Source organism: Streptomyces sp. NPDC090088 (assembly GCF_044747345.1).
GTDB lineage: Bacteria > Actinomycetota > Actinomycetes > Streptomycetales > Streptomycetaceae > Streptomyces.
The window spans coordinates 1180697-1195187 of record NZ_JBIVDZ010000001.1; the positions used below are offsets into that span (position 1 = coordinate 1180697).

The following is a 14491-nucleotide window of genomic DNA, read 5'->3' on the forward strand; positions in this document are numbered from 1 at the left end:
CTGGGGTCGCCAGTCGGGGCTAGATCCTGCCCGTCTGCCCGTAAGAGTTCCACGTGGTCATGTCGGGTGCGGCCCCGCTGGATGATCTCGCACTCGACGCCGATGTTCTCGCGGGACGGCACGAACCTGCCCGAGGCGAGCACGGCAGCGTTCGGGCCGTGCCGTGCGGGGCGGTCGTCGAAAAGGTGGCTTCGGGTTGACAGAAAAGTGAACGGAGGGCTGCGATTTCTCGGGTTGTTCAGAGCTCGCCAAAGGGATGTTCAGGGTTGGCAAAAGGGATCTTGCCCCCTCCTTCACGTGGCGCTTACAACTTGTCGCCGCAGCCTGTGCGTTTACGGTCAAGTCCGCATGCCCCGGCTGTCTCTGTTTCCTGGCGGTGCGTTCGTGAAGGTCGGTGGGTGGGGTGCGTCCGCTGTCGCGGTGGCGTGTGTGGCTGGCCGTGGTGCCGTTGCTGGTGTCCTTCTGGGCCCAGGAGGGAGGCGCGGCCTACGCGGCGACGCGGCCGTCCGCCTCCCTGGGGGCCGGACTGGACCAGGTCTGGAAGTGGCTGTCGGGCTCCGACGGTCCGGGCCCGGGGTCGAAGACCGGCTCGGCGCGTGACGTGCGGGCCGCGAAGAGCGGTCGCGGACGGCCCTCGGGGAAGGCGCCGGGCAAGGGCAAGGGGCAGTTGGCCGCCTGGAAGGCGCCGAGCACCCGAGCCGAGAAAGAACGTTCCGGCAGGGCATCCGTGGGCTTCGACCCGAAGACGAGCAAGCGCGTCGCCGCCAAGTCAGGCGCGCAGTTCGACTACTTCCAGAACGCCGACGGATCCTTCACCCGGAAGATGTCGCAGTCCCGGATCAACTACAAGGACGACACGGGGGCGTGGAAGTCCATCGACACCCGGGTGGCCAAGGGCGACGACGGCCGCTGGCACGAGAAGGCGAACTCCCTCGGCGTGTCCTTCGCGCCCGCCACGGCAACGGCAGGTTCCGTACGGCAGTCCGCGCTGCGGGCCGGCGGCACCGGCTCGGTCGTGCCCGCCGCCCTGAGCTGGAAGACCACGTCCGCCGTCCAGGCGGACGACCCGACGGCCACCCCCACTCCCACCCCCAGCCCCACCGTCAGCGCCGGGACCTCCGCCCAGGCCGACCTGGCCACGCTGACCATCTCCGACTCCGAGTCGGTGTCCTGGTCGTTGGCCGGTGCCAACGCCGTGTCGGGCACCGCTTCCGGCTCCGGCGTCGAGTACGACGGTGTCCTCACCGACACGAACCTCGTGCTCGCGCCGACCGCGGACGGCGTCAAGGAGTCCCTGGTGCTGACCTCGGCGAACGCGCCGACCAGCTGGGTGTTTCCGATGTCGCTCAAGGGGCTGACGCTGACCACCGCCGCCGACGGCACGGTGGAGCTGGTGGACGGCAGCGGCACGGTCGCCGCCACGCTGCCCCAGCCGTTCGCCCGGGACTCCTACGTAGACCCGGCCACCGGCGAGTCCCACGACAACTGGGGCATGACGTACAGCGTCACCGACGTCGACGGCACCCCGGCCGTGAAGATGTCGCTGGACGCCTCCTGGCTGTCCGGCTCCGACATCGCCTTCCCGGTGACCGTCGACCCGACCATGACGGTGTCGACCGCCGGCCAGACCCTCACGACGTACGTCTACTACCCGAACACCGCCGACTACTCGTCGGACACGACCATGCGGGTCGGCACCCCGGACGGCGGCGCCTACATCGGTCAGGCGTTCATGAAGTTCCTGGGGCTGCCGGACAGCGACGGCTACCACATCAGCGCCGCCTCCCTGCACCTGTTCGACGTGTGGGCGTACACGTGCAGTTCGTCCACCTCGTACAACGTCATGCCGATCACGGAGCAGTGGTGGGTGACCGGCAGCAAGTCCTGGTCGGACCGGCCGGCGACGGCCGCGTCCATAGGCACCTGGTCGGGCACGGTGTCCGACACGGTCTGCGGGAACACCTCCGTCTCCACCGGCACCGGCCAGTGGCAGACCACCAGTCTGGACACGGACTGGTTCCAGAAGGTCGCCCTCGGCGAGACCAGCAACTACGGCCTGTCGGTGTTCTCCTCGGGGACCAGCTCCTACCAGTGGAAGAAGTTCGACTCCTCCCAGGTCGACTCGCACGCGCCGTACATCACGGTGACCTACAGCAAGAACTCGGCGCCGGACATCGAACGCACCAACCCGGCGGCCGGTTTCGTCTCGCCGTCGCTGCGCCCGCAGTTGCAGGCGAAGGCCGTCGACCCGGACACCTTCCCCAACTCGGCCCTGAAGTACGACTTCGCCGTGTACAACTCGGCGGGCAAGCAGATCGACACCTCCGGCTGGCAGACCTCCGCCAAGTGGACCGTTCCGTCGGGAGACCTGGACTGGTCGTCGTCGTACTACTGGACCGTCTCCGCCAACGACGGCTGGTCGACGACGACGAGCGGTAGCAGAGCCCTGTCCACCCTGGTGGCCCAACCCCTGGTCGCCTCACGTCTGGCGCAGAACGGCGGGCACGGCTACGACGAGGAGGCCGGCAACTTCACCACCTCCGCGACCGACGCCGACGTGTCCACCGTCGGCCCGGACCTGCAGGTGACCCGCTCCTACAACTCCCTCGACACCAGCACCTCCGGGGCGTTCGGCGCGGGCTGGTCGGCGCTCGCCGACATGCGTGCCGTCATGGACGACGACGGGTCCAAGAGCGTGGTGATCACCGATGACGGCGGCAAACAGCAGCGCTGGGGCTATTCGACGTCCGGCTACACCCCGCCCACCGGCACCTACGGCACCTTCAAGGCGCTCTCGGCCGGCTACTCGCTGACGGAGACCTCGGGCACGACGTACACCTTCGACACCCCGGGCGGCACCAACATCTGGTTGCTGTCGGGGATCAAGACCCACGCAGGGCTGACCGAGTCGCTCACCTACGACACCTCGTACCGGCTGAGCACCATCAAGAACAACGTCTCCGGCCGCACCCTCTACTTCACCTGGTCCAAGCCGTCCGGCGCCGCTCACTACCACGTGCACACGGTCACGACCGACGCCGCCACCAGCGGTGACACCAGCACCGCCGCGCTGTGGAGCTACGGCTACACCGGCGACCAGCTCACCTCCGTGTGCCCGCCCGCCACCTCGGCTCCGTCGACCGCGTCGACCTCGTGCTACGCGTACACCTACGAGTCCGGCTCCAATTACCCGGCCGCCGCCCTGGACGCGAACCCGAGCGGCTACTGGCGCCTCGACGAGGCGTCCGGCAGCACCACGGCCGCATCCTCGGTCCTGGCCAACGAGCAGACGGACGCGGGAAGTTACAAGACCGCCACGCTGGGCGGCACCACCGGGCCGCTCACCGGATCCTCGGCGACAGCCGCGACCCTCGCGGGCAGCGGATACGCCAAGGTGCCGGCCGGGCTGCTGCACGCCAGCACCACCCGTGCGGTGTCGCTGTGGTTCAAGACGTCCAAGAAGGGCGTCCTGATCGGCGACCAGTCCACGTCGGTCAACGGCGCCACGGCGGCCTCCGGCACCTGGACACCCGTGCTCTATGTCGGCTCGGACGGCAAACTGCGCGGCCACTGGTGGAGCGTGAGCGGCTCCGGCAGCTCCGACTTCGGCTCGACGAGCACGGTCACGGACAACACCTGGCACCACGCCGTGCTCAGCTCGGACGGGTCCACCCAGACCCTCTACCTGGACGGCACCAAGCAGGACACCTTCTCCGGCACCCCCGACGACCAGTCGAACGTCGACACCTACATCGGCGCCGGTTTCGCGGACTCCTGGATCGACTCCCCGGGCGCCGTCAGCTACTTCACCGGCTCCATCTCCGACGTCTCCTTCTACAGCCACCCGCTCACCGCCTCCCAGGCAGGTGACCTGTACTCGGCCGGCACGGCGAGCGCGGCCCTGCTGACCAAGGACGTGAGCCCCGCCGGGCGCACCACCGCGGCCGTCTCCTACGACACCGATGCCGACCGCCTGACCCAGGTCACCGACGAGCACGGCGGCACCTGGAAGCTCGGCGCCCCCACCGTGGCCGGTTCCAGCGCGGTCTTCCGCGGCTCGGTCCTGGGCGCCGACCCGGCCGGGTACTGGCAGCTCGGCGACGACAGCGACGACGGTTCGGCGGCCTACGCGGACGACGAGGTCGACGGCGGCGACGGCACCTTCAACAACGTCACCCTCGGGGTGAGCGGCCCGTTCAGCGCGAAGGACACCACCGCGAACGCCGCCGCCTCCTTCGACGGCACCGACTCCTACGTCTCCGTCCCCGCCGACCTGCTGCACACCGACACCAAGCGCAGCGTCGGCATCTGGTTCAAGACCTCCACCGCCGGCGTGCTCATCGGCGACCAGTCGACCGCCATCGACGGGGCCACCGCAGCCTCCGGCACCTGGACACCGGTGCTGTACGTCGGCTCCGACGGCAAGCTGCACGGTCACTGGTGGAGCGTGAGCGGCTCGGGCAGCGCCGACTTCGGCTCCACCGGCACGGTCACCGACAACGCCTGGCACTACGCGGTGCTCAGCTGCGACGTCGACAGCCAGGCGCTGTTCCTGGACGGCACCAAGCAGGACACCTTCTCCGGCACCCCCGCCGACCAGTCCAACACCCTCACCTACATCGGCGCCGGCTTCGCCAAGAGCTGGCTCGACTCGCCCGGCGACGTCAGCTACTTCAAGGGCTCCATCGCCGAGGTCGCCTTCTACGGCCACAACCTCACCTCCGCCCAGGTCGCCACCCAGTGGAACGCCTACAAGCAGGCGGGCGGCACCGTCGCCACCGAGTCCGTGGCCGTCACCGACCCCGGGAACAACACCCTCAGCAGCACCTACGACCTGTCCGACGGCGGCCGGATCCTGACCGACACCGACGGCACGGGCGCCACCACCTCCTACGGCTACGACACCTCGGGCTTCGTGTACACCACGACCGACGGCAACGGTGACGTGACCACCACCGGCCACAACTCCCGCGGTGACGTGGTCTCCCGGACCACGTGCCAGGACCAGTCGGCCGCCAAGTGCTCGACGTCGTACTTCACGTACTACCTCAACACCTCCTCGGACACGGATCCGCGCAACGACCAGCTGCTGACCTCGTCCGACGGCCGCTCGGCCGGCTCGACGGACACCACCTACCAGACCGTCAACACCTATGACACCAACGGCAACCTGCTGAACACCACGACACCGGCGGTCACCGGTCACAGCGCGGGCCTGACGACGAAGAAGACGTACACGACGTCCACCACGGCCGGTTACGTCTCCGGCACGGTCGCCCCGGCGGGCCTGCTCGCCTCGACCACCACCCCGGGCGGCGCGACCACCTCGTACGTCTACTACGCGAACGGCGACCTCGCCCAGGCGACCTCACCGCTCGGCCTGGTCACCCGGTACACGTACGACTCCGTCGGCCGCGTCCTGACCAAGACCGAGATCTCCGACACCTACCCGGCGGGCCTGGTCACCCACTACACCTACGACCCGCTGGGCCGCGTCCTCACCGAACTCGACCCCGGCACCACGAACGCCGTCCGGGCGAACGTCGTCCACACGGCCCTGACGACCAGGACCTACGACGCCGACGGCAACACCCTCACCAGCACGGTCTCCGACACCACCGGCGGCGACACCGCCCGGGGCACGAGCACGGTCTACAACGACTTCGGCGAACCGAAGACCATCACGGACCCCGAGCAGCACGCCACCGCCTTCACCTACGACTCCTACGGCAACAAGCAGACGGAGACCGACGCCGACGGCCAGGCCTACGCCTTCACCTACGACGCCGACGGCAACCCGCTGACGACGACCCTCACCAACTACACGGGCTCCTCGGCCACCCCTGACGCCTCCGCCGCCAAGCTCCTGGAGCAGCGGACGTACGACGACGGCGGCCGCCTGCACACCCTCACCGACGGCATCGGCGTCACCACGACCTACGCCTACTACGACAACGGCCTGACGAAGCAGATCACCCGCACCGGTTCCGCCGGCACCAGCTACGTCGACGAGCAGGACTCCTACGACGACGCGGGCAACCTCAGCGCCAAGACAACCGCCAACGGCACACTCACCAGCACATACACGGTCGACGCCGCCGACCGCACCACGGGCACGACCGCGGACCCGGACTCCCTGGCACAGTCGACCGCCTACACCTTCGACGCCGACTCTCACGTCCTGACCTCCACACAGACCGACGCGGCGGGCGACCCGGCGCAGAAGTGGACGTACACCTACGACACGGCCGGTGACACGCTGTCCTCCGCGCAGTACGTGTCCAGCTCCCTCACCCTCACCACCGGCGCCACCTACGACGAGCGCGGCCTGCAGGTCACCTCGACCGACGCCGAGCAGCAGGTCACCCGCTACGCCAACGACGAGGCCGGCCGGCTGACCACGACCACCAGCCCGGCTATCACCGTCACCGCGCCCGGCACCGGCGCCACGGACACCGAGTACCCGATCACCCTCGACGGCTACGACACCTTCGGCGACCGCACCGAGGCCGAGGACGCGGACGGCCACATCACCGCCACCGCCTACGACCGGGACGGCCGCAGGACCGGCACCACCCTTCCGTCGTACAACGGCACCTCGGCCACCACCGCCTGGACCTACGACGCCGCCGGCGACGTCCTCACCGAGACCGACGCCAAGGGCGAGACCGACTACGCCTACGACCAGCTCGGCGACCTGGTCAAGCGGACCAACCCCGCCATCGACATCTCCGGCACCGCCACCCAGGGCACGTACACCTCCTCCTACGACCTGGCCGGCGACCAGCTCACCGAGACCTCCCCGTACGGCTCGGTCACCCACCACGGCTACGACGACCTCGGCCGCGACAGCAGCACCTGGGGGTACGTCTACACCTCCACGACCGCGCAGACGAAACAGGAGACGGACACCGCCTACGACAGCGCGGGACGCGTCGCCACCACCACGTCCGTGACCGGGGTCTCCGACGGCTACACCTACGACGCGCTCGGCCGGACCCGGACCGTGTCCGACACGACCGGCGACTCCACGGCCTACACCTACGACCTTCGTGACGACGTCACCAAGACGGTCCTGCCGGACCAGAGCGTCCAGACCGCGACCTACGACGCGGCCGGCCGCAGGACCGCGACCGCGAACCAGACGCCGGCCGGCACGGTGCTGTCGTCCACGTCGGCGACCTACACGAACGACGGTCAACTCCAGACGGCCACCGATGCCCGTCAGCACACCACGAGCTACGAGTACGACGCCGTCGGCGACCTGACGAAGCAGACGGAGCCGGTCACCGACAGCACCAGCATCACCACCAGGTTCGGCTACGACACGGCCGGCCACCAGACCGCCTACACCGACGGCAACGGCGACCCCACGTACTACACGTACAACTCGCTGGGCCTGCCGGCGAGCAAGGAGGTGCCGGCGGTCACCGGCTACACGAGCGACGCCGACCGGACCACCTCCTACACCTACGACGAACGCGGCCGCCTCGTCACCCAGACCGACCCGGGCGGTGTCACCCTCACCAACACCTACGACGCCCTGGACGACCTGACCGCACAGACCGGCACCGGCGCCGACGCGAGCACCGCCGACCGCCACTTCGCCTACTCGCTGAACGGACACCTGGTGGCCTCGGCCGTCGGCGGCACCTGGGAGTACTACGACACCAACGCCCTCGGCGACGTCCTCACCACCTCGGGCCAGGCGGGCAACTCGTCCTTCACCTACAACGCCGACGAGAACCCGGCCACCCGCACCGACGCCTCCGGTACCAGCAGCTACACCTACGACACCGACGGCCGTCTGAACACCGACACGGACGCGGCGACCGGCACCACCCTCACCTACCAGTACAACTCCCTCTCCCAGCCGAAGTCGGTGACCTACGGCACCTCGGGCGACGTCCGCAACTACGGCTACGACTCCCTGCACCGCCTCACCTCCGACACCCTCACCACCGCCACCGGCACCACCGTGGCCTCGGTCGGCTACGACTGGGACAAGAACGACAACCTGACGTCCAAGACCACCACGGGACTCCAGGGCGCCGCGACGAACTCGTACACCTACGACTACGCCGACCGCCTCACGTCCTGGACGTCCGGCACCACGACCACCGGATACACCTACGACGGCGACGGCAACCGCCTGACCGCGGGCGCCAAGACCTACACCTACAACGCCCGGGACCAGCTGACCTCCGACGGCACGCTCGGCTACAGCTACACGGCACGCGGCACCCTCGCCGCCAAGGGCTCCACGACGTACACCTTCGACGCCTACGGCCAGCAGGCCACCGCCGGAGCCACGGCCTACACCTACGACGCTCTGGGCCGTGCCCTGACCGACGGCTCGACCGCACTCACCTACTCCGGCACCGACAACACCGTCGCCTCCGACGGCACGACCACCTACAGCCGCGACCCCTCGGGCGCCCTCACCGGCGAGTCCTCGGCAGCCGGCGCCACCCTGGCCTGGACCGACCTGCACACGGACGTCATCGGCCAGTTCACGGCGACGGGCAGCACGCTGACCGGATCCGCCAGTTACGACCCGTGGGGCACCGCCACCGCCTCCACGCTGACCGGCAGTGCCGGATACCAGAGCGAGTACACCGACCCGGCGACGGGCAACGTGAACATGGACTCCCGCTGGTACAGCCCCGGCACGGGCAGCTTCGACTCGGCGGACACGGTCGACAACCCGGCGGTCGGCGGCAGCGTCAACGCGAACGACTACGCCTACGCGAACGACGCACCGCTCACCGGGACCGACCCGAGCGGGCACTGCCTGTGGGACCTGTGCATCGGAGAAGCGGAGGGCGCCTACCTCCTGGGCACGGCCCTGATCGGCACCTGCATCGCGTACTGCTCCAGCCTGTCCAACAGCATCTCGGACGCGTGGAACTCGGTATCCAGCTGGGGAAGTTCCAGCTCCACCACGCACAGCCACTCCCACGCCGCCAGCTCCAGCGCCGGCGCCACCCACGTCGCGTCCGGAGAGTGCGTCGACTACTGGTCGATGGCCTGCGAGACCCGTTACAGCAGGCCCTCGCACAGCAGCGGCCGCTCCTCCTCGGGATCCGGCTCCGGGGGCGGCGGCTCCAGCGGCGGCACCTGCTACTACTGCGGCGGCGGGGGCAGCGGCGTCAGCGCCGCGGAACAGGCGGCCGCCGCGGCCAGGGCGGCCGCGGCAGCGGCAGCCGCCGCCGCGGCGCGCCGCGCGGCGATCCGCGCCCACGCCATCAAGATCACCGCGTCCATCGGCAAGTCCACGCTGAAAGTCCACTCGATCTCGGCCGCCGCCGAGCCGCCGACCGTGCAGATCAACATCGGCAACTCGGTGCGCAACGCCGCTTCCGCCGTCGCTGCCGGACTCACCACTGCCGCCGTCTGCGTGGTCACCGGCGCCTGCGTGCCCCACGACGACGACTCCGACTCCACCTGCACACGAGACGGCCAAGGCTGGAACGACCCGATGGACACGGACCCGGCGCACGGAAACCGAGCACAGGGCGTGACGGCCTGCCTGAACAGTCAGTTCCTGGAGGAAAACCCCGGTTCCCACACCCAGAGGGACGTCCGGCCGCCGGGATACACCTGGGCACAGGATTACGCGCGGCACCTGAAGGCGAACCCCTCCCGCGTCGTCAACAACTGCCACCTGCTCGGCAGGCAACTCGGCGGATCCGGAACAGATCTGAGGAATCTCGCGACCTGCGGTGTGGACGCGAACACCTATCCGCCGAGGGGAGGGCTCGGGGCCATGGACAACATGGTCCAGTTCGAAGACCGCGTAGCGGGCGAGGTGGCGGAGGGCGACACCGTTCTGTACCGCGTGGTACCCGTCTATGCCGGCGACCGGGTCGTTCCCAAGGCCTTCGTCATGACCGCCACCTCCTGGGATGCCGACGGAAATCCTCTGGGCACCCAGCGCCGTGACGTGCCCAACCTCATGAACACGCGTTCCGGCTGGAAGAATCTCGGCACCGTGGTGCACAGTCGCACCGGAGAGGATGTCCCGACACCATGACCACACATGGGGCTGTCGAACGGCTGCGGGAGATCATGGCTCCGCCGTCACACGGCGACATCGTCGACTGGGACGCGGTCCACGCCCAGTGCGGCCTTCATTTCCCACAGGACTACCGCGCCTTCGTCTCCGTCTACGGGGGTGGCACCCTTGACGACTACCTGGGGATCTCCACCCCGCCCACGGGTGATTCGTTTTACGGAGATCTGCTCGACGACCTTGGGTCACCGACCGGAGAGGGCTCGGAGCATCCTTACCCGTACCCTCCCTACCCCGGCCCCGAGAAGCTGATCCGCTGGGCGTCCGATCCGGATGGCGACGACGCTTTCTGGGTGCTCAGGAGTGAGGATCCGGATCAGTGGTCCGTCGCTGTGAAGAACCACCAGGCCAGGTCGTGGTCGTCGTTCGACGGAGGCATGGCGGAATTCCTCCTGGCGGTCCTCACCGGCCGGCATCCGAACCCGTTCTCCGCTGCCGACTTTCCCTCGCGTCGGCCTCTGTACAGAAACTGGCGTGATGAGGACGAGTGACCCCCTTTCTCGTGACCGCGGGTCGCACTGGGCCGTGAAAGAACTGAGCCGCGTCATCCCGGCGCCCCCGGACGGTGGCGACACGGTCGACCGGGCATGGGCACGATCAGCGACTCGACGGGCATCCGCACGCCGCCCTTCATGCGCGTGGCCGAGTTCCTGCTGCGCCCGGTGGAAGCGGAGATCCGGCCGCCGCTGGGGGCCGCACTCGCCAGGCCGGCCACGTGCGCATCATGGCGTGAGGAAGAACAGCGTCTGCTGGACGAGGACGGCGACCTTGAAGGCTTCTGATCCCTTGCCTTCCGTCACTGTTCCCACCGGTCGTCTTCGACCTCACCCGGCGTGACATCAGGAACTTCTGAGAGCGAGGAATGGGCGTACCGATGACATCGCGCGTCTCACCACGACGGCTGGCGGCTCTGCTGGGTGCGGGGGCCGCCCTGGCGATCGCGGGTGCCCTGGTGTGGTTCCTGCGTGCCGCCCCGGAGGCCGGAGCGCACGCGCCGGAGCCGGTGTCGCACGTCGACACCGCGACCCGGGACTGCCTTCTGACGTCGACGGACGGGGACCCGACGGGCACATGGGCGGCGATGCGGGAGATGGTCGCGGCGAGTCGTTCGAACACCGTCGTCCAGCGCTACCGCCTGCCGGCCGGGGCGGACGCCGTCGCCTACGTCAACACACTTGTGCGGCTTCGCTGCTCGACCGTCGTCACCACGGGCACCGCTGCCCGCTCGGCTGTCGCCGCCCGCCTCGCGTCGGGGGGCACCCCGCATGCCCGCTTCGTGGTGATCTCCGACCAGCCGCTGCGCGGGACGACACATCTGGACCCGGACGCGGTGAGCGCGCGGAGCCTCTCCGGCGCGGTGGCCGGGTGACAAGTGGCTGCGCCTGTGAGAGAACCCCACCCCGGCCGATCGGCGGGTGGCCGGTGAGAACGTCTTCGTCGTCGGCGGCGGGGTGTCCGTGGGGCTCCAGACCTGGATGACCAAGGCCGCCCCGCAGGCGGCGGAGGCGGCCTCGTCGCTGTGGGTGGCCGTGTTCAACCCGGCCATCGGCCTGGGCGCGTTGGCCGGCGGTCGCGTCGTCGACACGGTCGGACTCCGGGGCGTGCTGTGGCTCGGTGGTGCTTGTGCTCTCCTCGCCGCCCTTTGGACGGCCCGAGCCGTCGGGCCGTCCAAAGGGGGTTGTCACACCGCGGTCAGCAGGACGGGGAGTTCCTGGTGGCCGTTGGAGATGAAGGAGGTCAGCGGGCGCAGTTCGTTCTCGGGTACGGCGAGCCGGAGGGCGGGGAAGCGGGTGAAGAGGGCGGAGAGGGCGAGGGAGGCTTCCAGGCGGGCCAGTTGGGCGCCGAGGCAGTAGTGGACGCCGTGGCCGAAGGAGAGGTGTTCGGTTCGGGTGGGGCGGGTGAGGTCGAAGGCGTCGGCGTCGGCGCCGTGGAGTTCGGGGTCGCGGCCCGCGGCGGCGTAGGAGATGGAGATCGCCTCGCCGCGGGCTATCGTGACGCCGCCGATCTCGATGTCCTCCACGGCGTAGCGCAGCACGGAGTGGGCGCCGGGGGCGTCCAGGCGCAGCGACTCGTCGATGACGTCGTCCCAGGAGGCGTGGCCGGAGCGGACGAGGTCGAGCTGGCAGGGGTGGGTGAGGAGCCGGGCGACGGCGTTGTCGAGGAGGTTCACCGTCGTCTCGTAGCCGGCGGTGAGGAGGAGGATGAGGTTGTCGGCCAGTTCCTTCTCGGTCATCGCGGCGCCTTCGTCGTCCCTGGCGGCGATGAGGTCCGTCGTGAGGTCGTCTCCGGGCTCCCGCTGCTTCAGCTCGATGAGGTCGTTCATGGCCAGGTAGAGGCGGACGACGTTGTTCTGGGCCTCCTCCTTGGACGCGGTCGTCGCGAAGAAACCCTTGATGATGCTGCGCAGTTCGGCGCGGGCCGACTTGGGGACGCCGAAGAGTTCGGAGATGACGCTGCTGGGGAGGGGGTGGGCGTAGTGCTCCCGGAGGTCCACCGCCGAACCGGGCGGTGCCTGGGTCGCCTGCTCGGTGAGTCCGTCCAGCAGGGTGTCGACGATGCCCTCGATGCGCGGCCGCAGCGCGTTGACGCGTCGGATGCCGAACGCGCCGGCCACCGGGCGGCGCAGCCGCGTGTGCTCCGGGCCGTACGCGGTCACCATGTTCTGCACCGAGACCCAGATGGACAGCGGCCAGTCCGCCGTCACCTCCCCGTCGATCCACGCCGGCCAGTGGCGGTAGGCGTCCTTCGAGACGCGCGGGTCGAGGAGGAGCTGTTTGGTCAGCTCGGCGCTGGTGACCGACCAGGCCGGTACGCCGCCGGGGAGTTCGACCCGGATCACGGGGCCGCGTTCGCGGATACGGACGATCTCGCCCTGGATGTCACGGCCGGTGGCGTCGATCGCGAACGGGCAGCTCGCGGGCGGCTGCGGGGAGGGGGAGTCGGTGGGGTGCGCGGAGTGGGTGGGGTGCATCGTCGAGTCGCCTTCAGGTGGAGGGTGTGGAGGGTGTGGAGGGTTTCGGCTGAGGTGTGGGGATGGGGACGGACGGGGGTGTGGTGGTGGGCAGGAGGTCTCTGAGGTGGTCGCGGTACCAGGGGGCGTACACGGCGAAGTGGTCGGTGAGGCCGGGACCGGGTTCCAGGCCGGTCAGGGACCACAGCGGAGCGCTGTCGTACCAGTGGTCCGCGCCCAGTTGGACGAGCCGGGCCGTCAGGGCCGGGTCGGCACGGCCGGCGAGGAGGGCTGGGAGTCGGGCCCGGGGCACGTCCTCGTGCGGCAGCGGCAGACCCAGGTGGCGGCACACCGTCGTGATGAGGTCGCGTACGGCCACGGGCCGGGGGTGCGCCGCGTGCAGGACGGCCGAGGCGGGCGGCGGCGCCGGCCGGACCGCAAGGGCGGCGGTGGCCCGGGCCAGGTCGTCGACGGAGATCAGGGACAGCCTGGCCCGGCCGCCGTCGATCCAGTACGGCAGCTTCGCGATCATCCGGACGAACGCGGGGACGGCCCAGACGTCACCGGCGCCGTAGACCAGGCCGGGGCGCAGCACGGTGCCGCCGGCGGCGAGGACGCTCCGGTCGCCCGCGAGCCGCGAGGCGCTGGTCACCGAGAGCGGAGCGGCGGACGGCCGGGGTTCGCCGCGGTGCGGGCCGGGGCCGTAGACGGCGGTGGTGCTCAGCCGGACGAAGCGCCGGACGCCGGACCGGTCCGCCTCGGCCAGCAGGGCCTCGGTGCCCGCCGTGTTGACGGCGTGCGCGGTCGCCGGATCCTCGGTGATCGTCGAGGCCAGGTGCAGAACCGTGTCCACGCCCCGGCACAGGTCGCGCAGGGACCCGGGCGCGGTGAGGCTGCCCCGGACGACGTCGGACGGGCCGGCGCAGCAGTCGGCCGGGCCGCTCTCGTGCGCCAGCAGCCGCAGCCGCGGGCGGGCAGGGTGGGCGCGCAGCCGGTGCACGACCTGATGGCCGATGAACCCGGTGGCGCCGGTGACGAGGACGGTCGGTCCGCCGTCACCCGCCCGTTCGTCACCGGACACGATCACGCCAGTTTGCGAAGGAGACGAGCCGGTTCTGTGAAGAGGGGGCGGTGATTCCGGTCCCGCCGGATACGATACGACTGCTGTATACGGCGCCGTTCGGGGCGGAACCGGGCCGGTACGGGCAGGAGTTGGGTGCGTGCGGGGGTGGTCGGCCGATGCTCTCGGCCTGTCGGACGTCTGGCACGGAGGTCCCCGTTCCTTTCCGGAATGGAAGTGTTGCCGCGGGTCGCCGTGGACCGATGCGTCGCACACCGGGCGGCCCGGCGGCACCCGGGCGACAGCCCCGTGGGCGGGGTGTGCGGACGGATGCCACCGGGCGTCGGCGTCGGTGACGGCAGCCGGACAGCGCGGGTCGGCGACGCGGCGCATGCCACCGGTGGGC

The 14491-nt window shown here is 70.1% G+C and carries 6 protein-coding genes; 4 read left to right on the forward strand and 2 right to left on the reverse strand.

Annotation, left to right across the window (positions count from 1 at the left end; translation table 11 throughout):
- Nucleotides 1-403 precede the first annotated feature (403 nt).
- The 4 genes from ACIPSJ_RS05205 to ACIPSJ_RS05220 all read left to right on the forward strand — a co-directional run bounded on the left by ACIPSJ_RS05205 (nt 404) and on the right by ACIPSJ_RS05220 (nt 11444).
- Nucleotides 404-10036 (forward strand): LamG-like jellyroll fold domain-containing protein, encoded by a 9633-nt coding sequence (locus ACIPSJ_RS05205; protein ID WP_401343564.1) that lies wholly within the window; start codon nt 404-406, stop codon nt 10034-10036.
- Nucleotides 10033-10566, forward strand: a complete 534-nt coding sequence (locus ACIPSJ_RS05210; protein WP_401343566.1) for an SMI1/KNR4 family protein — start codon at nt 10033-10035, stop codon at nt 10564-10566. Before ACIPSJ_RS05205 ends, ACIPSJ_RS05210 begins: the two co-directional genes overlap by 4 nt.
- Nucleotides 10567-10662: 96 nt before the next feature.
- Nucleotides 10663-10857 carry a hypothetical protein gene (locus tag ACIPSJ_RS05215; RefSeq protein WP_401343569.1) on the forward strand — a complete coding sequence of 65 codons (195 nt, stop codon included), beginning with the start codon at nt 10663-10665 and terminating at the stop codon, nt 10855-10857.
- A 92-nt stretch (nt 10858-10949) separates the two neighbouring features.
- A complete protein-coding gene (locus tag ACIPSJ_RS05220) occupies nt 10950-11444 on the forward strand; it encodes a hypothetical protein (protein ID WP_401343572.1) in 495 nt (164 codons plus the stop codon).
- A 312-nt stretch (nt 11445-11756) separates the two neighbouring features.
- Here ACIPSJ_RS05220 and ACIPSJ_RS05225 read toward each other — a convergent pair whose 3' ends face one another.
- Both ACIPSJ_RS05225 and ACIPSJ_RS05230 read right to left on the reverse strand, forming a co-directional pair.
- A complete protein-coding gene (locus ACIPSJ_RS05225; protein ID WP_401343575.1) occupies nt 11757-13046 on the reverse strand; it encodes a cytochrome P450 in 1290 nt (429 codons plus the stop codon).
- 13 nt (nt 13047-13059) lie between these two features.
- On the reverse strand, nt 13060-14106 hold the full coding sequence (locus tag ACIPSJ_RS05230; protein ID WP_401343577.1) for an NAD-dependent epimerase/dehydratase family protein: 1047 nt from the start codon (nt 14104-14106) through the stop codon (nt 13060-13062).
- Nucleotides 14107-14491 lie beyond the last annotated feature (385 nt).

Bases quoted from the DNA above. Each gene is read 5' to 3' on its own strand.
- ACIPSJ_RS05210 (WP_401343566.1), top strand. From the start codon at position 10,033: ATGACCACACATGGGGCTGTCGAACGGCTGCGGGAGATCATGGCTCCG.
- ACIPSJ_RS05215 (WP_401343569.1), top strand. From the start codon at position 10,663: ATGGGCACGATCAGCGACTCGACGGGCATCCGCACGCCGCCCTTCATG.
- ACIPSJ_RS05220 (WP_401343572.1), top strand. From the start codon at position 10,950: ATGACATCGCGCGTCTCACCACGACGGCTGGCGGCTCTGCTGGGTGCG.
- ACIPSJ_RS05225 (WP_401343575.1), bottom strand. From the start codon at position 13,046: ATGCACCCCACCCACTCCGCGCACCCCACCGACTCCCCCTCCCCGCAG.